21 protein-coding genes and 1 other RNA gene are annotated in these 19,235 nt (G+C 48.6%); 2 read left to right on the top strand and 20 right to left on the bottom strand.

All coding sequences use genetic code 11. The annotated features are described in order from the left end of the window. Positions 1-75: 75 nt before the first annotated feature. The 4 genes from rnpB to GQ671_RS03135 all read right to left on the bottom strand — a co-directional run bounded on the left by rnpB (position 76) and on the right by GQ671_RS03135 (position 1,672). Positions 76-465: RNase P RNA component class B (gene rnpB, locus GQ671_RS03150), an RNA gene on the bottom strand. A 10-nt stretch (positions 466-475) separates the two neighbouring features. After that, on the bottom strand, positions 476-802 hold the full coding sequence (gpsB, locus tag GQ671_RS03145; protein ID WP_160652569.1) for a cell division regulator GpsB: 327 nt from the start codon (positions 800-802) through the stop codon (positions 476-478). Positions 803-806: 4 nt separating this feature from the next. Continuing rightward, positions 807-1,346 carry an SLOG family protein gene (locus GQ671_RS03140; RefSeq protein WP_160652566.1) on the bottom strand — a complete coding sequence of 180 codons (540 nt, stop codon included), beginning with the start codon at positions 1,344-1,346 and terminating at the stop codon, positions 807-809. Further along, a complete protein-coding gene (locus GQ671_RS03135; protein WP_160652563.1) occupies positions 1,343-1,672 on the bottom strand; it encodes a DUF1798 family protein in 330 nt (109 codons plus the stop codon). Before GQ671_RS03135 ends, GQ671_RS03140 begins: the two co-directional genes overlap by 4 nt. A 97-nt stretch (positions 1,673-1,769) precedes the next feature. Between GQ671_RS03135 and recU the strand changes: the two genes are divergently transcribed. Both recU and GQ671_RS03125 read left to right on the top strand, forming a co-directional pair. Then, positions 1,770-2,390, top strand: a complete 621-nt coding sequence (gene recU / locus GQ671_RS03130) for a Holliday junction resolvase RecU (protein ID WP_160652560.1) — start codon at positions 1,770-1,772, stop codon at positions 2,388-2,390. 3 nt (positions 2,391-2,393) lie between these two features. Beyond that, positions 2,394-4,826, top strand: a complete 2,433-nt coding sequence (locus tag GQ671_RS03125) for a transglycosylase domain-containing protein (protein WP_160652556.1) — start codon at positions 2,394-2,396, stop codon at positions 4,824-4,826. Positions 4,827-4,871: 45 nt separating this feature from the next. Here the strand turns inward: GQ671_RS03125 and GQ671_RS03120 are convergent, their stop codons facing one another. The 16 genes from GQ671_RS03120 to GQ671_RS03045 form a co-directional block, all read right to left on the bottom strand. After that, positions 4,872-5,156, bottom strand: a complete 285-nt coding sequence (locus tag GQ671_RS03120; protein WP_211364878.1) for a YpoC family protein — start codon at positions 5,154-5,156, stop codon at positions 4,872-4,874. Then, positions 5,156-5,809 carry an endonuclease III gene (gene nth, locus GQ671_RS03115; RefSeq protein WP_160652550.1) on the bottom strand — a complete coding sequence of 218 codons (654 nt, stop codon included), beginning with the start codon at positions 5,807-5,809 and terminating at the stop codon, positions 5,156-5,158. The genes GQ671_RS03120 and nth overlap by 1 nt, the downstream gene beginning before the upstream one ends. Continuing rightward, the gene (locus GQ671_RS03110) at positions 5,799-6,419 is read right to left on the bottom strand and encodes a DnaD domain-containing protein (protein WP_160652547.1); all 621 of its coding nucleotides are present in this window, start codon (positions 6,417-6,419) and stop codon (positions 5,799-5,801) included. The genes nth and GQ671_RS03110 overlap by 11 nt, the downstream gene beginning before the upstream one ends. Before the next feature lie 44 nt (positions 6,420-6,463). Then, entirely contained in the window at positions 6,464-7,753 is a 1,290-nt protein-coding gene (asnS, locus tag GQ671_RS03105; protein WP_160652544.1) for an asparagine--tRNA ligase, read from the bottom strand. 6 nt (positions 7,754-7,759) lie between these two features. Further along, on the bottom strand, positions 7,760-8,947 hold the full coding sequence (locus tag GQ671_RS03100; RefSeq protein WP_160652541.1) for a pyridoxal phosphate-dependent aminotransferase: 1,188 nt from the start codon (positions 8,945-8,947) through the stop codon (positions 7,760-7,762). Positions 8,948-8,977: 30 nt separating this feature from the next. Continuing rightward, positions 8,978-11,494, bottom strand: coding sequence for an exonuclease domain-containing protein (locus GQ671_RS03095; protein ID WP_160652538.1), 2,517 nt, complete (start codon positions 11,492-11,494; stop codon positions 8,978-8,980). A 17-nt stretch (positions 11,495-11,511) separates the two neighbouring features. Then, a complete protein-coding gene (locus GQ671_RS03090; protein ID WP_160652535.1) occupies positions 11,512-12,474 on the bottom strand; it encodes a biotin--[acetyl-CoA-carboxylase] ligase in 963 nt (320 codons plus the stop codon). After that, positions 12,431-13,642, bottom strand: coding sequence for a CCA tRNA nucleotidyltransferase (locus tag GQ671_RS03085; protein ID WP_160652531.1), 1,212 nt, complete (start codon positions 13,640-13,642; stop codon positions 12,431-12,433). Before GQ671_RS03085 ends, GQ671_RS03090 begins: the two co-directional genes overlap by 44 nt. Then, positions 13,635-14,780, bottom strand: coding sequence for an N-acetyl-alpha-D-glucosaminyl L-malate synthase BshA (gene bshA, locus GQ671_RS03080; RefSeq protein ID WP_160652528.1), 1,146 nt, complete (start codon positions 14,778-14,780; stop codon positions 13,635-13,637). The genes GQ671_RS03085 and bshA overlap by 8 nt, the downstream gene beginning before the upstream one ends. A gap of 5 nt (positions 14,781-14,785) precedes the next feature. After that, positions 14,786-15,163, bottom strand: coding sequence for a methylglyoxal synthase (gene mgsA, locus GQ671_RS03075; RefSeq protein WP_160652526.1), 378 nt, complete (start codon positions 15,161-15,163; stop codon positions 14,786-14,788). A gap of 72 nt (positions 15,164-15,235) precedes the next feature. Next, on the bottom strand, positions 15,236-15,718 hold the full coding sequence (locus tag GQ671_RS03070) for an NUDIX hydrolase (protein ID WP_160652523.1): 483 nt from the start codon (positions 15,716-15,718) through the stop codon (positions 15,236-15,238). Positions 15,719-15,805: 87 nt separating this feature from the next. Further along, positions 15,806-16,495, bottom strand: a complete 690-nt coding sequence (locus tag GQ671_RS03065; protein WP_407690713.1) for a zinc metallopeptidase — start codon at positions 16,493-16,495, stop codon at positions 15,806-15,808. Between the two features lie 66 nt (positions 16,496-16,561). After that, positions 16,562-17,137, bottom strand: a complete 576-nt coding sequence (locus tag GQ671_RS03060; protein ID WP_160652517.1) for a DUF1405 domain-containing protein — start codon at positions 17,135-17,137, stop codon at positions 16,562-16,564. 46 nt (positions 17,138-17,183) lie between these two features. Next, positions 17,184-17,996 (bottom strand): menaquinol-cytochrome c reductase cytochrome b/c subunit, encoded by an 813-nt coding sequence (locus GQ671_RS03055; protein ID WP_160652512.1) that lies wholly within the window; start codon positions 17,994-17,996, stop codon positions 17,184-17,186. A 24-nt stretch (positions 17,997-18,020) separates the two neighbouring features. Continuing rightward, positions 18,021-18,695 carry a menaquinol-cytochrome c reductase cytochrome b subunit gene (gene qcrB, locus GQ671_RS03050; protein ID WP_160652510.1) on the bottom strand — a complete coding sequence of 225 codons (675 nt, stop codon included), beginning with the start codon at positions 18,693-18,695 and terminating at the stop codon, positions 18,021-18,023. 11 nt (positions 18,696-18,706) lie between these two features. Then, positions 18,707-19,207 (bottom strand): QcrA and Rieske domain-containing protein, encoded by a 501-nt coding sequence (locus tag GQ671_RS03045; protein WP_160652507.1) that lies wholly within the window; start codon positions 19,205-19,207, stop codon positions 18,707-18,709. Positions 19,208-19,235: the final 28 nt, after the last annotated feature.

Raw genomic sequence — 19,235 nt, 5'->3', positions numbered from 1 at the left:
AGTTTATATGTAGTTCATTTTTATTATAAAATAAAAGCTCTCCATTCGTAATGGAGAGCGTATCTAGTCCGGTATCTCTATAAGCCATGTTCTGTACCGCTGTGCTGGGGCGTGTACTAGTTACACTCGCACATTGGTGATAATCATCTGTCTATACTACAATGTAGTATCCTTCCGCTGGTTGAATTCCCGTTGGAAAGTGCTCCTACCAAATTTGGATTGCTCACTCGAGGGGTTTACCGCGTTCCACCTTCTGCATTTCTACAGAAGCTACGTCACTGTGGCACTTTTATAGCTACTGGATCCATATGCATTGCACTTAGGACCGTTCACAGCCGTCAGCCGTTCTAAAACGTACTGCCTTGACTTATTTCTTCGTCAAGCACGAACACTACGATCATCTCAGAATCGTGTGAGCATGGACTTTCCTCTATGCACATGCGTGCATAGCGATTATCCGAGATACCGCTTCAAATCAATTCACTTTGGACTGTCCAAACACTTTCTTCTCCAGATTGCTGAGTCTCTTCAGAATATCTATCTGGTGGTTCTGTGACTGGTTGTCAACTGATCTCGCCTTGGTGGCGACGCGGATTCTTAATTCTTCCACTTCTTTCTTCAAACGTGCATTCTCATCTTCAAGTCGTTTGAGGCTGTTGTTCATGTCGGCCATTTTTTGATAGTCGCTGATTACATCATCGAGAAAACTATCTACTTCTATCGGCTTGAAACCTCTCACGGACTTTTCAAATTCCTTCTCGAATATATCCTTTGCTGATAATTTCAACGTATATTCGCTCATTCCTTCACCTCTCATAAGCGGAATCTATGAAAGCATTGATTTCGTCAAATTGTATTCTTTCAATATTATACGGATTATCCATCTGAAATTCAAGCATTTGATCGTATATGAAACGGGTTTTTGACGGCACCTCCTCGTCGTAGACGACGAGTGCCTGATCCGAGTGTTCGATGAGGAACTGGCTGATGATTCTGAACATTTTCGGAGATTCGTATTCCCGATCATAGATGAACCGGTGGAAGTCGCTTTCATCCAGGATGCGCTGAAGCTTCGCCTGATCCTCCTCCTTATACCTGTCATCGAACTTATGGAACGGCTTCAGTACACAGAACTTGAAGCCGTACTCGTCCCGCAGCGCGATCAGTGCCTCGGCTGCATAGAATTCGATGCCGGTATATCCCTGTATGATGAACCATTCGGTGCCGGTTTCAGCATAGGCCCTTACCTTCTCCCTCATGAAATCCTTCAATACATCGACCTCCGGCTGTGCGTCCTTGAAGATGCCGAGCTCGTATGGCCGGTAGCCGGTGATCAGTGTCTTCATCGGATCAGCCCCTCCCGCTCTGTGTGGGCGAGCCACATGTTTACGAACTTGTACTTCTCCTTGTAGAGTTTGAGGCTGAAACGCTTTTCATGGCAGGCCATCAGCAATTCCATGAACTCCTCCACCACCTTCTCCCGGGTCACCGGATTGAACCTGAAGTCCGTGTCGACGTCCTCAATCTGCTCCACCAGTACTTTATTCCGGTCGAGGAACGGTTTTATTTCGGTCTCGAAGTCGAATTTATAGCCTTCCCTGGCCATGCTGTACCTGTGATCGACTTCATCCAGCAGTTCACGCAGTTTTTCAAAAGATGCATTTCTTGACAAAAATGCCACACTCCCTATAATTATCAATGGTTTAATTCCACCATTATATTGTATAATATTATATTATCATCATACAGAATAATGAAAGGCGATGCATATGAAATATCCTAAGGGCATCAAACCCCGTCCAAAGAGTTCGGAGAGTCCTGCTCGCGGTAGCCGCTCATTTGATGGTAGAATCAAGTATGGCCAGAGAGGCATGACATTGGAGAAGGATCTCGACCAGACAAACCAGTACTATCTGGAAAGCGGTCGCGCTGTCATACATAAGAAGCCGACCCCTGTCCAGATTGTCAACGTCGACTACCCTTCCAGAAACAAGGCCAAGATTGATGAAGCATATTTCAAGGTCCCCTCCACCAGCGACTATAATGGTGTATACAGAGGAAGGTATATAGATTTTGAAGCTAAAGAGACGCGGAATGATCAGCGGTTCCCCTTCATCAATATCCACGCGCACCAGGTCAATCATATGAAACAGTGCTATGAGCAGGGCGGCATGGTCTTCATCATCATCCGTTTCTCATTGTACGATGAATCATATCTGATGCCGATCGAGCATTTTCTACCCTTCTGGGAGACATTCCAGGACGGTGGCAGAAAATCCATCAGATACCAGGACATAAAAGACTCGGCCCTACTGCTGAAACAGGGTATGAACCCGAGGATCAGCTATCTAGACGCAGTCGACGAATTTTATTTCGAGAATGGAGAATAGTGTATGGATCAGAACTATAAAAGAAGCGGGAAAAAGCCTCCGCAAAAGAACGGTGCACAAAGAAAGAAGAAAGGTGCCGGCCGTTCCAGAGCATCACTGATCAAGCGTATTGTCCTGTGGATGGTACTTGTCGGTCTTGTAATGCTTGTGGCCGGCTCATTCCTTTTTGCATACTACGCATCACGAGCGCCGGCTTTCAGCGAAGAGAAGCTGCAGGATCCGATTCCTGCAAAAATATACGATAAGAATGACGAACTGGTCACCACCCTGTATGAAGGGCAGGAAAGGCAGCTCGTCGATATAGAGGATACGCCGGCCCATGTGACCGACGCGGTACTGTCCGTCGAGGACAACCGTTTCTATGACCATGGTGCCATCGACTTCGTCCGCCTCGGCGCAGCAGTGCTGAACAACGTTACGGACGGCTTTGGCAGCCAGGGCGCCAGCACGATCACCCAGCAGGTGGTCAAGCGCGTCTTCCTGACTGCAGATAAATCACTGGAAAGAAAAGCACAGGAGGCCTATCTCGCCTACCGGCTCGAACAGGAGTATTCCAAGGACGAGATTCTTGAGATGTACTTGAATAAAATCTACTACTCGGATGGCATATACGGTATAAGGACTGCAGCAGACTACTACTTCGACAAGGACCTCGGCGATCTGAACCTGGCGGAGACAGCGTATCTGGCAGGACTGCCGCAGCTGCCGAACAGATACAATCTCTATGTCGACCAGGAACTCGGCACCGACCGTGCCAACACTGTGCTGAGTCTGATGCTGCACCATGGCCGCATCACCGAAGCGGAATACAACGAAGCGGTCAATACGGATCTTACAGCCAATCTGATTGCGCGCTCCGAGGAGGATCGTGCTTCCAGTGAGCCTGAAAACCCGGAATATGCAGCATATATCAACGTAGTGAAGCAGGAACTCCAGACCAATGACATGTTCAGAAACATGGAGCTTGGTGAGGCACTTGCAAGCGGCATATCCATCTACACCAATATGGACAGCGGCGTCCAGCGCCAGCTGCAGACGATGGTCAATAACAGAGACTACTACTATAACCCGAAATTCCAGAGCGACAACTTCAACATGGCATCGACCATCCTGGATACGGAGACCGGCGACCTTGTGGCCATATCAGGCGGCCGGGACTACCGTGAAGTGGTCATGCACAACCAGGCACTGGTCGAAAGGAATGTCGGTTCCACGATGAAGCCATTCCTTGCCTATGGACCAGCCATAGAGAATATGCAGTGGCGGACGGATCATACGATAGAAGATGAGTATGAGTATCAGCCTCAGGGCTTTGAAAATACCATCTACAACTACGATTCCCAGGATCACGGTACCGTCACCATGCGCAACGCCCTGAGACAGAGCCTCAATATACCGGCTGTCAAAACATTCGAGACGGTCCGGGACGAAGCGGGAGAAGATGCACCGGAGGAATTTGCTGAAAATGTCGGACTCGACTACAGCGAGAAGGCGGAAGGCGACTACACCCTGTCATTCAATGATGTGCTCGGTGGCTATGAATCACGCTTCACACCCCTTCAGATGGCCGAAGCCTACGCTACTCTCGGCAACGGCGGCACATACAATACGGCACAGTCGATCCGGCATGTTGTGACCGATGAAGGCGAAACGGTCGAATTTGAAAATGAGTCCGAAAAAGCCATGGAGGACTATACCGCCTATATGCTGACCGACATGCTCAAAGGCACTTTCGAACCTTACGGCAGCGCAGACTTCATCCAGATGAATGGATTGAATATTGCCGCCAAGACAGGAACGACCTCGTACAGCAGAGAAGACAGGGAAGCAATGAACCTGCCTGACAATTCCGCCAAGGATGCCTGGATTGTCGGCTATACACCGGAATACACAATGAGCCTCTGGACAGGGTTTATGGAGAATAGGGATAATGGTGATTCATCGTTTGTCGGTGCTGATGAGCATATTACACCACAGTGGTTCTTCAGGGATATCATGCAGTCGATCAGTACGTATAATGGCCAGGATTTCGACCGGCCGGACAGCGTAGTACAGATGGACGGCAACGTACTGGCCGTCAGAGGCAGTGAGGAAGTCCAAGCGGACGACAGCACCAGCACAGAAGAGTCCCGGAATGCACAACCTGCACAGACGGTCGAGACAACGGAAGAGCCCTCACAGGTCATCATTGAGCCTGAAGAAACAACTGAGGAAGTGACTGAACAGCAAACCGAGGAAGCGACAGAAGAGGAAACAACGGAGCAGTCGACTGTGGAGACGACGACAGAAGAGCCTTCCACAGAAGAAGCAACTGAGGAAGTGACTGAACAGCAAACCGAGGAAGCGACCGCAGAAGGTGGAATGGAAGAAGAGACGACCGAGGAAGCGGAACCGGTTGAAGAGCCGACTGAAGAAGAAACTGATGAAGCATCATAAAAATGAAAAGTACTCATGAAACCTTCTGGTTTCATGAGTACTTTTTTAATCCCTATTTTTTCTGATGCGGTAGGAGGCAGCCTTTTTGGTGAACTCTTCATGAATTCCCTTCAGCTGGATGATACTGTGGTACTGGTATGGTCTCGACTGGATATACGCCATGCGTTCCTGATAGTTGAACGGCAGTACATGAATGTGTGCATCAGCGTCCATATCATGAAGCGTCGCATCGATATGGGCCAGGATGGCATGCTCATATTCATCATAGAGTTTCCGGTCCGGCCGTCTGGCATTTTCGAGCAGTTTTTCATACATTGCTTCGATCGTCATCACGCGTCTTTTCTCTTCATACGCTTCTGCCCTTCCCTGCAGTCTTCGAGCAGCAGGCATGTTTCACACTTTGGGTTCCTGGCCGTACAGTGATAGCGGCCGAAAAAAATGAGCTGATGATGCGTCTTGCTCCAGCGCTCTTTTGGCACTTTCTGCATCAATGTCTTTTCGACTTCAAGCACCGAATCTTTGTATCGAGTGATGCCGAGGCGTTTTGTTACTCGCTCGACGTGGGTGTCTACAGCGATCCTCGGTACACCGAATGCAACTGCCAGGACGACGTTGGCCGTTTTGCGGCCGACACCAGCCAGACTGACCAGATCGTCATAATTGCCGGGTATCGCCCCGTCATAACGGTCGATGACATCCCGGCACAGTTTCTGGATGTTCTTTGCCTTGTTGCGGAACAGTCCGATCGACCGGATGTCGTTTTCCAGTTCCGACTGGCCGACTGCCAGATAGTCTTCCGGCATCTTGTACTTTTTGAACAGCTCTCCAGTCACCCGGTTTACGAGATTGTCGGTACACTGTGCAGACAGCAGGACCGCAATGGTCAGTTCGAATGGATTGTCATGCACGAGTTCGCATTCTGCGTCAGGGAACATCTTGTCGATCTTGTCGATCATCTCAATCGTCTTTTTTCTACTGATCATAGACATCTTCTCCTTCCAGCCATGAGCGTACAGGCATCCGTTCCTCTTTCACCTCTGCAGTCTCCCGGCCTGTCTGGCCAAGGATGCGTTCAACATACTGCAGTGATTTGATCTGATTCTGATAGGCCAGATCGATGGCATTCCGGATGGCCTCGGGACTGTACTTCGAATCTTCGAGCCAGCTGTTGATCCTCTCGAACTCGTTCGGGCTGATGACACGGCCGTACAATCCTTCAACATACTCGAACAGCGACCTGATTTCCGTCGGCTCGGGCTTTGCCGGTTCTGCCGATTCGAAAAGCTGGACCAGTTTGGAATAGAGCGGCTCGAGATTGAACCGTTCTATATATTTGCCTGTCTCCTTGATAGTTTCGACTTCAAGCAGACCTTTCTGGATCAGTCCCTGGATCACTTTGGAAATATCCCCTTCAGACATCGTCGTGCCTTTTGAAAGTGAGGTGAACTCAGGCAGCTGGGATGATTGCTGATGGATATCCATCAGCCTGATGATGACGACCATGGCACGCTCATCAATATCGAGTGTGGCATAGTGGTCGAGCAGAATTTTATTTACTGGTACATTCACATATCTTATATAATCATCAATCATAATACGACTCCTTATAAAAATATCGCCTGACGGCGATATTTGACCTATGGGTAGAGACGGTTGAGCAAGCGAGGGAATGGAGCAGTTTCCCTGACGTGCTGAACGCCGCTCAGCCATGCAACTGTACGTTCAAGACCAAGACCGAATCCGGAATGTGGCACACTGCCATATCTTCTCAGATCAAGATACCACTGATAGGCATCGAGGTTGAGGCCGCTTTCGATGATCTTCTGTTCCAGCGTAGCATAGTCATGGATCCGCTCACTGCCTCCGATGATTTCACCGTATCCTTCCGGCGCAATCATATCAGCACACAGTACAGTGCGCGGGTCTTCCGGGTTCTCCTCCATGTAGAAGGATTTGATCGCTTTCGGATAGTTGGTGATGAAGACCGGCTTGTCGAAGTGGTTTGCGATTTCAGTCTCGTGCGGCGCACCGAAGTCCTCGCCCCACTCGATATCTTCGAATCCCTTCTCCTTCAGCAGTTCGACTGCATCAGTATAGGTGATGCGTGGGAATGGTGCGCGGATCTTCTCAAGCACTGCCGTATCCCGCTCCAGAATACCGAGGTCGAGACTGCAGTTCTGGAGCACTTGCTGTACGAGGTACTCGACATACTGCTCCTGTACCTCCAGGCTGTCCTCATGCTTATAGAATGCCATTTCCGGCTCTATCATCCAGAATTCGATCAGGTGTCTTCTTGTCTTCGATTTTTCCGCCCTGAAAGTAGGGCCGAATGAAAATACCTTGCCGTGCGCCATGGCGGCCGCTTCAGCATAGAGCTGCCCGCTCTGTGACAGGTAGGCATCCTCTTCGAAGTACTTTGTATGGAACAGTTCTGTCGTCCCTTCCGGTGAGCTGCTTGTCAGAATCGGCGGATCGATCTTCTTGTAGCCATTTTCAAAGAAGAAGTCATGGGTACTTCTGATGATCTGGTTCCTGATATTCATGACAGCATGCTGTTTCTTTGAACGGAGCCACAGATGTCTGTTGTCCATCAGAAATTCAGGGCCGTGGGCTTTCGGTGTGATCGGGTAGCCTTCCGATGCATGGATGACTTCGATGCCGTCCACTTCCATCTCGTAGCCGAACTGGGAACGTTCGTCCGCTTTGATTGTACCTGTGACGTACATGGATGTCTCCTGGGTCAGTCCTTTGGCAGTTTCAAAGAGTGTCTCATCATTTGCTTTGACGACGACTCCCTGCATGAATCCTGTGCCATCTCTCAGCTGCAGGAACTGGATTTTGCCGCTGCCCCGCTTCTGCAGAAGCCAGCACCCGATCGTCACCTGCTGTCCTTCGTATTTTGATGCCTGGTTTATTGATATCTTCATGTCAAACTAAGCTCCTTTAGAATGTTGTTCTACAAATTTTCTGATACGGTCGAGTGCCTCGGCCATATCTTCGATGCTCAGTGAATAGCTGAGTCTGATGTTGTCGGGTGAACCGAATCCTGATCCAGGTACCACCGCGACGTACTGCTCTTCGAGCAGTGCAGCGACGAACTGGTCGACATCCTGGAAACCGCATTTTTCTGCACATTCCGCAAAGTTCGGAAACAGGTAGAATGCCCCTTCCGGTTTGATGCAGTCGATGTAAGGGATCTCCATCAGCTTCTCATATGCCCTGTCCCTTCTTTCGTTGAAGGTCCTATTGTATTCCTCAAGGTAGGATGGGTCCATCTCATAGGCAGCCACAGCCGCCCACTGGGAAGGTGTCGCAGCATTGGATGTGGAGTGGCTCGTCAGGTCCGTCATCGCCTTCATGACATCCCGGTCCCCGCATGCATAGCCGATGCGCCAGCCTGTCATGGCATGGGATTTGCTTACACCGTTGATGACAATCGTGTTCTGTCTCATCTTGTCGCTGAATGTCGCGATTGAAATATGTGGTCTGTCATATACGAGTGTTTCATATATTTCATCTGCCACAACAACGATATCGGTCTGTTCGAGATACTCCGCCAGGCTTCTCAGCTCTTCCTCCGTATAGACCATGCCGCTTGGATTGCTCGGTGAATTGAGCAGGAGCATGCGTGTCTTATCGGTTCTATGCGCTTCAATGATCTCCGGTGTCATCTTGAATGATGTCGATTCATCAGTATGCATGACGACGGGCTGGCCTTCGGCCAGCTTGACCTGCTCTGTATAGCTTACCCAGTATGGCGTTGGAATCAGTACTTCATCACCTGCATCGAGTGTTGCCTGAAAAAGGTTGTAGAGTACATGCTTCGCCCCACTGCCGACAAAAATTTCGGAAGCATCGTAATCGAGACCATTGTCGTCCTTCATTTTCCGGACAATGGCTTCCTTGAGGTCATTGATGCCTGAAGCTGATGTATACTTTGTCTGGCCTTCCTTCAGCGCCTTGTAGGTCTTTTCTATGATCTCTTCAGGTGTATTGAAATCGGGTTCTCCAGCGCTGAGGCTGATCACATCGACACCTTGAGATTTCAATTCCCTTGATTTGGCAGTGATTGCCAATGTCTGACTTGGTGTTATATTCCTGATTCTTTGAGAGAGTTGCATATTTCGTCTCCTTTAGGGTTGATATAGTCATTATAAATCACGAAGCAGTGCTTTGAAAGACTCTCCATCCCCCTGGATGATATTTTCAGAAGGGAAGTATTTGAGGAATGCATCTTTATATCTGCGGTTGAGCACGCGCTTGTCGAACAGCAGCAGCAGCCCTTTCTCTTCAGGACGGCGATGAATTCTGCCGGCAATCTGTCTGAACTGGAATACAGCTTCCGGCAGATCGGTCCGGTAGAAGCTTTTGAAACCCGATTCCTTCGGTACAGGGAAAGGCAGCTTTGTCAGCATCAGGCATTTGGTGCCTGCAGTCTGTATATTGATGCCTTCATTGAAGCTCGACGTGCCGAGGAGTACACATTTGTCCAGCTGATTGAACTGGGCAAGCAGCTTTTCGGTTGTAGTCGCCCGCGACTGCTTGAGTATTACAAAATCCTCGAAAGTCTGTATATCTTCCGTATATTCATAGACTTTATCCAGCAGTTCGAAATTCGAGAACAGTACCATCAGCTTCTGATCCGTCTCGCTCAGGTAGATTGCGATGTATTCGACAATTGTTGCAATGAAGTCGTCATCCTGCACATCATAGACGGGAATATCCTCCGGCACAAAGATTTTCGTCTGTCTGAAGAGGGCTTCGTTGCGGATGACCAGCGTTTTGAAATATTCTTCTCCATACCAGTAGTCGAGATGATCGAAACTCTCGTTCACTTCCAGTGTCCCGGACAGCATGATGGTCGCTGTGACATTCGCGGCTCTTGCGCGAAGGGAAGCCATGTCCCCTTCATGGATATGCACCTTGATCTTCTGCATGTTCCTGTCCGTTTCGAGCGAATAGTTTCCGGTTCTTATTCCACGTTCGAGACTTCCGAGCATCTTCTGATAATGATGCATATGGTTGTAGAGGACCTGGTAGTTCTGGGTACCTCTGATTGTGCCGAGAAATATGGAGACATGATGGATGCTGACTTCGATATGGTGCCGCATATCTTCGGGGTTGCCGGCTGACGCCGCACCGAATATCCTGTCTATGTTCTGATTGAGATGTTTGAGTATATCTTCAAGCAGATATACAGACATTTCATTATTGTGATTGATATAGGTGGTCAGAAGACGGTCCTGGCCTGCAGTGCCGATCTGCCCGATGAAGAACTTCATTGCCTGGTAGCTGAAGGTGGTCCGCATCCTTTCTTCGAGTGCCCGTTTGAGCTGATGGGCTTCATCGACAATGATGCTGCCTACATCAGACAGATGATGGAGGCATTCCATAAGAAAATAATGATTCGTCACTGTGAAAGCAGACCGTTCCGCTTCAGAAAGGGCACGTTCGAAAAATAGATGATTGCTCGATTCACCAGCCTGGATGGAGGCTGTTCTGTAGTATGACCGTTCCGGGCCTTTGAGGTGGATCTCGGCCAGGTCGCCCGTATCGGTTTCAAGAAGCCATACGAGCAGTTTCATTTTCAACTGTACTATTTCGGTGTTGTTCTCCTCAAGAGAGAGAAGCAGTTCGAACGCATCAAGGTTCAGATAATTATCCTTGCCTTTCAGGCTGGCTGCACCGATTGACAGACCTGCAGCCTGTTCCAGTACTGTCAGTTCATCTCGAAGAATCTGGTTCTGCAGAATCTTTCTGGATGTACTGACAAGCACTTTCCGGCCAAAAAGGGAGTGGAAACTGACTGCTGCAATCAAAAACGCCAGTGTCTTGCCGACGCCGGTATAGGCTTCCACAACGAGATTGTCATCCTGTTCGAGCGCTTCGAATATTTCATTGGCAAGACGGAGCTGCTCCTCACGGTACTCATTTCCCGAATATGCAACATAGCTTTCATAAAGTTCCCTGACTGTAACGGGCTGAAGATGCGTATCCATACGAGGTGCCTGCTTCATAAAGAATGATCCATAGTGATCAAGGTCGACAGGCTGCCTGTCTTCAGACTCTGCAATAATCGAGAAGAGGACATCGGACAAGTTGTATTTCAGCGCTTTCGACAGGTGATACAGCTGTTTTTGTGTTTCTGTGTTCAGCGCAGTGATCTTGCCGAGCAGATGGATGAGCAGTTCCGCAGTCGCGAGGGCATCTTCGTCTGCGCGATGTGCATTCGACAGCCCGAGGCCGAGCGACTGGGCAATCTCATTGAGCTGAAGACGTTCCAGTGTCGGCAGGAATATTCTTGCCAGCTCCACAGTATCAAGGAGATGATTCGGGCTGTATCTGATGCCGCATTTCCTGAAGGCCGACTGGAGGAACCCGAAATCGAATTCGACATTGTGTGCTGTAAAAATGCAGCCGTCAAGAAGGGCAGCTATTTCGTGGGCAACATCTTTGAACCGTGGTGCATCTTCGAGCATGGATGTCTCAATGCTTGTCAGTTCCTTTATAAAGGGGGTCAATTCTGTTTCATCCGACAGGAAAGTCGTGTATGTTTCAACGACTTTGAAGTTCTGGACAATCACAATGCCCAGTTGGATGATACTATCTTTATTTTTATTATTTCCGGCGGTTTCCAGGTCGACCACCGCAAATTTTTCATTCAGCATCTCATCACCAGTTCCTACTAGAGTTCAATATCCGCACTGACCACTCTTCTGATTTCTCCCGCCTCATCCAGCACTTCCAAAAATCCATCCTGATCGATATCCAGAGCCTTAGCCATATAGCTTTCGCCGGTTTCGGTGATTTTCAGATCTTTGTTGAAAACAATCGCCCGCGATTTCCATTCTTCCCGGATGCTGCTGAACGGTTCATTGATGAAACGGTCATAGTACACTTCTATATTGTGGATCAGCTTTCTCATGAAATCATCCAGATCGATCGCTCTGTCCGGTTCGATTTCGGATTCTATGTCAGTGGCCGTTCCGAGCGCACTGACACTTTCGTCTTTGAATATGTTGATGCCGATACCACAGATTATAGCACTGATCACATTGCTTTCGCTGACGACTTCAGTCAAAAAGCCGGAAACCTTTCTGTTATTGATATATATATCATTTGGCCATTTGATGCCACTTTGGACGCCAAAAGCCGCATCCAGCGTTCTTGACAGGGCAAGGGATATGAAAAGATTGAAGCGTATGATCTCTGTGATCGGTATATTCGGACGCAGCACTATGGAAAGATAGAGTCCCCTGTTCTTTGGTGAGGACCACTGGCGGCTGAACCGCCCTCTGCCCTTGGTCTGTTCAAGTGCGACAACGATATAGGCGCCATCCTTGTTTTCAAGCTTCTGGAACGCTTCAATCTGTGTCGACTCGGTGGTTTCCAAGTATTCCATATGACTGAAGAGAGGAGAACTTTCAACCAGCACCTCCAGTGCCGTCGGGCTTATGTAACGGGGATGCTCTCTCAGGTGATAGCCTTTTCTGGTGACCGATTCAATGCTGTACCCTTCGGTTTTCAAAGCGTTGATGTTCTTCCAGACAGCCGTTCTGGAAACTTTGAGACGGTCGGCCATTTCCTGACCGGAAATGAACTGGTCACTTTTCAATAATTTCAATATTTCCTGCTTCATATTCGACATGTGCCCTCACCCATTCAATTATTTTGTCTCTGTCATTGTCCAGTCGGCCATCCAGTATTTCCTGTTCCACAGCCGAAAGGACGACTCTGATCCACGGCCCGCCGCGTGCATTGAAATGTGACATGAGCGCATTGCCATCAAGTTCGATTTCGGAAGCATCTGCGATGGGAAGTCCAGGTTTTGTGGTCTGTGCCGACTTCAGGCGCGACATCCTGTTTCCGTTCTCAAGATATGGATTCATCTGGATCATATCTGCGGTTTTTTCCAGTACACGGTCATCAAAGCTGTAGGCGAGATTTCTGATGGAGGAAGAATCAATCATGGCAAGCAGTCTGAGTGTATTTCCAATATTCGTCTTGATGGTATTGGAGAGCTTCAGTGCGGGAAGTGCCTGTTTCAGCTCAGGCGCCAGATGGATCTGGAGTGCCAGTTCACATTCGAGCGAGCGGACATCTGTCCTGAGGAATGACGCATCATCCACCTTGTCGAAGAACGGCAGATACCTGTTCAGATGCGTATCCGCCATCAGTGCTTTGGCTCCATTCGGATCCTGTCCCATATAGAGTTTGGTGAGTTCCGTTACGCTTCGTTCCACAGCAACATGCCGGAGATTCTCTGCATGTTGCGCCATGGCACGTTTTGTGTCATTAGCGACTTCGAACTGGAGTTGGGAAGCGAACCTGGCTGCCCTCAATATTCTGAGTGCATCCTCGCCAAATCTTTCGGATGCCTGTCCGACAGTGGTGATCATTCTGTCGCTGATGGCTTCCATTCCGTTGTAGGGGTCGATAATATCAAAATCACCGTCCATGGCCATCGCATTCATGGTGAAATCCCTGCGCTCGAGGTCGCTGTGCAGATCCCGGGTGAAAGTGACCGCATCCGGCCTGCGGAAGTCGCTGTATTCCGATTCGGTCCGGAAAGTGGTCACTTCAAATGGCACGTCTTCCACCAGTACGATGATGGTGCCGTGCGTTTTGCCGACGTCAATCGTATGCCGGAAGATGCGCTCGATGTCTTCCGGCAGCGCATCGGTCGTGATATCGACGTCGCTGATGGACCGCCCCATATGATAGTCCCGCACGCAACCGCCTACGAAGTATCCCTTGTATCCATGGGATACGAGTGTTTTCAATATGATATTGCCTGTTGTAAAGAGTTCATGCATGTTTCTGCTCCTCAATCAGTTCCCTGTACAGCATTTCATACTCGCCGACAATGACATCGGAATGGAAACGGGCTCCGACGTCTTCAAGCATGCGGGTCTGGATTCTTCTATAGAGTGTATCGTCTTCAAGTATGCCGATGATGTGTGCGGCAGCTGTGTCGAAGTCACCGACCTCTGCAAGATAGCCGGTTTCTTCGTGACGGATGACTTCACTGATGCCGCCGGCTGTCGAACCGACCGGCACAGCGCCGCAGTGCATCGCTTCAAGCAATGCCAGACCAAAACTTTCCTTCTCGCTCATAAGCAGGAAGATATCACTCATCAGATAGAATGATTTTACATCCGTCTGCTGTCCGGCAAATATGACGGCGTCTTCCAGTTTCAGATTTTTGACCAGTCTGCGGATGCTGTTCATCTCCGGTCCATCGCCGACCAGTACGAGAACACTGTCGACAGACTGGTGTACTATATGGAAAGCGCGGATGATATCATCGATCCTTTTTACTTTTCTGAGATTTGAAGTATGCATAAGTACCCGGGTGCCTGCAGGTATTCCGAACCTTTCCTTCATGCGCCGCTTAACATCTTCCTTGCCAATTGAGTTGAAGTGCTGTTCATCAACAAAATTGTATATGGTCTTTATGTCCTTGTCCGGTCCGATCAGCCTTTGTGTCTGTTCCTTCAGGCTTTCGGAAACTGCCGTGACAACGTCGGAGCCGTTGATGCCGAAACGGATTGCACTGACAAGCGACATATCATGGCCGAGAACCGTGATGTCGGTGCCATGGAGTGTCGTGACGATACCCACGTCCCGGCCTGCCATCTGACGCGCCAGGATGCCGCAGATGGCGTGTGGTACGGCATAGTGCATATGGATGATTTCCAGATCATATTCGACGATGATCTCTGAGATCTTGCTTGCCAGGGTGATGTCATAGGGTGGATAGCGGAATACGCTGTAGTCATTTATATCCGTCTGGTGTATATAGATGTTCGGATGGTTCGCATCCAGTCTGAAAGGGACATTTGAAGTGATGAAGTGCACTTCATGCCCCCTTTTCGCCATCTGTATGCCAAGTTCAGTGGCAATGATACCACTGCCACCTACGCTCGGATAGCAGGTTATGCCGATTTTCATTCACCCTACCCCCTGTCTTTATGGCTCAGATGATAGAGGACGGCCTCCGCAGTGCCTTCATTTGTCGCGAGTGGTACATCATATACATCGGATAATCTCAGCAGCGCACTGACATCCGGTTCATGGGGCTGTGCAGTAAGCGGATCCCTGAAGAAGATGATGCAGTCTATTGCTTTGTTTGCCACCATTGCACCAATCTCCTGGTCACCACCGAGCGGTCCGGATTTGCACCGGTGCACATCGAGTCCTGTATGCTCGATGATCCTGCTGCCGGTAGTCCCCGTCGCGTATAGCTCCTGATTTTTGAAAAATACAAGGTGCTTGTCTATGAATCTCAACAGGTCATCCTTTTTTTCATCATGTGCGATTAATGCAATCTTCATATTATCATCCATTCTTTTAGTTGCTATTACTGATTATAGACAATCTTGGCCCCGGTGTGAACCTGATTTGTACTACTGGTTTACATCTTTGTGTATCAGCGGGGAAGCGAGGTGATCGATATTGGCTATGATCTCCTTGAGGATTGATGGTTTGATCTCGATCTTGTCGATGCGTGACAGAGGAATCCACTCGACGTGCTCCTTCCTTCCGCCTCCTATATCCTGCACTGCATTGATCCTTTTCATGCCTTGGGGCTTCATCAGGTAGTAGATGGCAACTTCATGGAATTCATATTCCGTACTGTTGAACTCATAGTCAAAGAAATTTTCAACGACTGTGAGCATTTTTTCAACTTCATAGTCGAGCTTCGTCTCTTCCAGAACTTCCCTTCTGACGGCATCAGTACTGGTTTCTCCATGCTTTACCGCCCCGCCGATTGTATAGAAATACTCTGCCATGCTGTTGGTGGCAAGCAGTATATGATCGTTTTCGATGATTAGGCCGACAGCTCTGTAGCGAAAGATGCGCTGCTCCTCAGTATAGCTGCAATCCATGGTATCTCCCCTTTCATGGTCATTATCATATTAACAGACTACCTGCAAAATAAAAAAGGAACCCTTCAAGGGTTCCTCGGATCCAGCCTAATTGCTCCGTGCAATCATGATGAATCTGACCAGTTCAGCCACGGCCACTGCAGTCGCTGCAACATATGTCATTGCTGCTGCGTTAAGGACCTTCTTGGCATGACGGTATTCTTTCTGATTGACGATGTTCAATGATTCGATCTGATTCATCGCACGCTTGGATGCATCAAACTCGACCGGTAAGGTGACAATCTGGAATAGAACCGCGAATGCCATCAGAGCGATACCACCCCAGAGGAGCAGGTCTCCCAGCCCACCTTGTGCATTGCTCTGCGCATACGTGATGAACATGCCGGCAATGATCAGGATATATGAGAAGTTGCTTCCAAGTTGGGCAAGCGGGAAGAGCGCAGAACGGAAGTTAAGAAATGCGTAGCCTGTCGCATGCTGGATGGCATGCCCGACTTCGTGGGCTGCGACTGCCGTACCTGCAACACTTGGCGTGTCATAGTTATGCGGGGACAGGACAAGCTTCTTATTTTTCGGATCATAGTAGTCGCTCAGGAAGCCCTTGCCTCTTTCGACTGAAACATCGTAGATGCCATTTTCCCTGAGGATTTCCTCTGCGACCTCACGGCCTGTCAGCCCACTCGTCGAACGCACTTTCGAGTACTTGTTGAATGTCGATTTTACGTTCATCTGTGCGAGCATTGGAACAACCATCAAAATCACAAAATACAATATAATATACACGTGGATTCCAACCTCCAAAAGTTTTTCATACTTTATTTTACTTCAAATTTTGCCCAATCGTCAATCAGAACGCCTTGGTACCAGCTGATGAAGCAGTATCAGTACAAGGACGCTCAGCCAGAAGGCGAAGTAGCCGATATGCGCTTCATACTGCGCCAGATTACCATAGACCGGATACTGGCCATATACATAGTCGATGATATCATTATGGAATAGCCAGATGGCAGTGATGTAGAGATGGATGGGCTTGATCTCAAGATGAGGCAGGAAAAGAATTGCCTGTACAGCCATGATGCCGTGGGATGCGATGAGCATCAGTCCGATCCATGAGATGAATCCTGTCTCCATGAAGGTCAGCAGGTTCATCACCACAGCCCAAACGCCATATTTGATCAGAGTTGTAAATGCCAGGGCATCCATCAGACCCGATTTCTTTCCCATCAATATAAGAAGTATGACAATGGATAGGAACAGTGTCGCTGTCGGACTGTCGGGGACGAATGGAATGAAATACCACTCTGTATCGGATAGCTGGCCTCTATACCACCAGTATCCATACAGTGTCCCGATGACATTTGAAATCAGCAGCAGAATGAGAAACCATCTGTTATACATTAGATCAATCACTTTATACATTGGAACATTCCCTTACTAAAAAAAGCCCTATTGCTAGGGCTTTTAATTATTCTTCAGATACATCTGAATCATTTGTAGAATTTGTAGCATCCTCTTCCGATGTGAGTTCGAGGTTGGCAACAAACTCCGATACTTGTTGAATTTCTTCATCTGTCAGCTGATCTTTGAATGCCGGCATTTCTCCAGTACCATTCTCTACGAATGCTTGTACCGTTTCTGCGTTCAGATCAGGCTCAATCAGATTCGGTCCGGATCCGCCTGTCAGTTCACCGCCGTGGCAGCTCGTACAGTTGGATCTTATGATGTCCTGGAACACAGGGTCTTCAGTATCAAGATTTGAAAATACAATCTGACCCTGCTGGTTCTGTGTTTCCCAGTCATGATAGGCCACCGACTCCCATGTCGTATAGAAGATGATGCCGAATGAAATGAGCATCATCGCAGCTGTAACAGGGCGTCTGGTCCACTTGCGTTCCTTGCTGTTATCAAGCCAAGGCGCAAGCAGCAGTGCGCCGACAGCTATCCCTGGCATGACTATGGCACCGATGATATTGAATGGCCCGGATGCATATGTGTACTTCAGAATCTGATAGAGGAATAGGAAATACCAGTCAGGAAGAGGTATATATCCTGTATCAGTAGGATCTGCAACACGTTCTAGCGGCGCAGGGTGTGCGACGGTCAGGCAGAGGAAACCGATGAGGAATACTGCACCAGTTACCCACTCTTTCAGAAGGAAATCCGGATAGAACTCTTCTGTACGACCCGGAAATTCGGAATAGTCGCGATTGAGCTTTGGTTTGTCATATTTCTGTACTCGTGAATCGCCGACAAAAGTCAGCCCTTTTCCACGTTTCATATCAATTTACCTCCCTTATCATTCCTATAGTGGTCCTGAGATGCCTTGTCTACGTATCATGATGAAGTGCACAGCCATCAATCCAAATAGAGCAGCAGGCAGGAAGAATACGTGGATGGCAAAGAAACGTGTCAATGTCTGAGCTCCGATGATCTCTTCATCACCGGCAAGCAGTGTTTTGATCCATTCACCGACAAACGGTACACTCTCTGCAATATCCAATCCTACTTTTGTAGCGAACAATGCTTTCATATCCCAAGGCAGCAGGTAGCCTGTGAAGGCGAGACCGAGTATTACAAGGAAAAGCAGCACGCCTACAACCCAGTTGAGCTCACGTGGCGCCTTGTATGCACCGGTGAAGAATACTCTCAGAGTATGTAGGAACATCATTACTACTACCAGGCTGGCACCCCAGTGGTGCATCCCACGGACGATGACTCCTGCTGCAACGTCATGCTGCAGATAGTAGACGGAGTTCCATGCATTGACGATATCAGGTACATAATACATTGTCAGGAACATTCCCGAGAGTATCTGGATGACTGTAATGAAAAACGTTAACCCGCCGAAACAATATACGAATGCTGAGAAGTGATAGGCAGGGTTAACATGCTCCGGCACTTCGTGATCAGCGACATCTCTCCATATAGGAGTGATATCAATGCGATCGTCTATCCAATCATAGATTCTGTTAAGCAAAGTGTTCCCTCCTATATAATTTCGTTGGCGAATCTTTCACCTATAGTGACGTAACCATCGGATGTACCGACTTCAAACTGGTCCAATGGTCCTCTTGGAGGTGTACCCGGCACATTCTGACCATTCTTTTCGTACATGCCATTATGACATGGGCAGAAGAATCGGTTCGGGTTGGCATCATCACCAGCCCATGTTACGGTACAGCCCAAGTGCTTGCACACAGGCGATAGAGCGATGATCTCCTCGCCATCTCTATATACCCAAGCGAAGTCTGTCACTTCACTTTCATACCATGCATCCTGCTGATCGAAAGAAAAGTCAACTTTGACAGGCTCTTCGGTAATTTCTTCAGCTTTTACACTCGTGGTGATCATGGAACCTTCCGCCTGATCCTGGAACAGCGGGTCAAGTGCAAATCTACCCATTGGCAGTATGATACCAGCCGCCATGAATGATCCTACCCCCATCAGAGAATAGTTCAGGAACTGGCGTCTTGTTACTTTTTGCGACATTCAAATTTCCCCCCTCAAACGCGCGTAC

The sequence above is a fragment of the Salinicoccus hispanicus genome, assembly GCF_009831115.1.
Taxonomy (GTDB): domain Bacteria; phylum Bacillota; class Bacilli; order Staphylococcales; family Salinicoccaceae; genus Salinicoccus; species Salinicoccus hispanicus.
The sequence above is the reverse complement of the archived record's forward strand: the minus strand, read 5'-3'. Positions and strand labels throughout refer to the sequence as shown.

Excerpts from the sequence above, each read along its gene's own strand:
- gpsB (WP_160652569.1), bottom strand. The coding sequence starts at position 802 with ATGAGCGAATATACGTTGAAATTATCAGCAAAGGATATATTCGAGAAG.
- GQ671_RS03140 (WP_160652566.1), bottom strand. The coding sequence starts at position 1,346 with ATGAAGACACTGATCACCGGCTACCGGCCATACGAGCTCGGCATCTTC.
- recU (WP_160652560.1), top strand. The coding sequence starts at position 1,770 with ATGAAATATCCTAAGGGCATCAAACCCCGTCCAAAGAGTTCGGAGAGT.
- GQ671_RS03125 (WP_160652556.1), top strand. The coding sequence starts at position 2,394 with ATGGATCAGAACTATAAAAGAAGCGGGAAAAAGCCTCCGCAAAAGAAC.
- GQ671_RS03120 (WP_211364878.1), bottom strand. The coding sequence starts at position 5,156 with ATGACGATCGAAGCAATGTATGAAAAACTGCTCGAAAATGCCAGACGG.
- nth (WP_160652550.1), bottom strand. The coding sequence starts at position 5,809 with ATGATCAGTAGAAAAAAGACGATTGAGATGATCGACAAGATCGACAAG.
- GQ671_RS03110 (WP_160652547.1), bottom strand. The coding sequence starts at position 6,419 with ATGATTGATGATTATATAAGATATGTGAATGTACCAGTAAATAAAATT.
- asnS (WP_160652544.1), bottom strand. The coding sequence starts at position 7,753 with ATGAAGATATCAATAAACCAGGCATCAAAATACGAAGGACAGCAGGTG.
- GQ671_RS03100 (WP_160652541.1), bottom strand. The coding sequence starts at position 8,947 with ATGCAACTCTCTCAAAGAATCAGGAATATAACACCAAGTCAGACATTG.
- GQ671_RS03095 (WP_160652538.1), bottom strand. The coding sequence starts at position 11,494 with ATGCTGAATGAAAAATTTGCGGTGGTCGACCTGGAAACCGCCGGAAAT.
- GQ671_RS03090 (WP_160652535.1), bottom strand. The coding sequence starts at position 12,474 with ATGTCGAATATGAAGCAGGAAATATTGAAATTATTGAAAAGTGACCAG.
- GQ671_RS03085 (WP_160652531.1), bottom strand. The coding sequence starts at position 13,642 with ATGCATGAACTCTTTACAACAGGCAATATCATATTGAAAACACTCGTA.
- bshA (WP_160652528.1), bottom strand. The coding sequence starts at position 14,780 with ATGAAAATCGGCATAACCTGCTATCCGAGCGTAGGTGGCAGTGGTATC.
- mgsA (WP_160652526.1), bottom strand. The coding sequence starts at position 15,163 with ATGAAGATTGCATTAATCGCACATGATGAAAAAAAGGATGACCTGTTG.
- GQ671_RS03070 (WP_160652523.1), bottom strand. The coding sequence starts at position 15,718 with ATGGATTGCAGCTATACTGAGGAGCAGCGCATCTTTCGCTACAGAGCT.
- GQ671_RS03060 (WP_160652517.1), bottom strand. The coding sequence starts at position 17,137 with ATGTATAAAGTGATTGATCTAATGTATAACAGATGGTTTCTCATTCTG.
- GQ671_RS03055 (WP_160652512.1), bottom strand. The coding sequence starts at position 17,996 with ATGAAACGTGGAAAAGGGCTGACTTTTGTCGGCGATTCACGAGTACAG.
- GQ671_RS03045 (WP_160652507.1), bottom strand. The coding sequence starts at position 19,207 with ATGTCGCAAAAAGTAACAAGACGCCAGTTCCTGAACTATTCTCTGATG.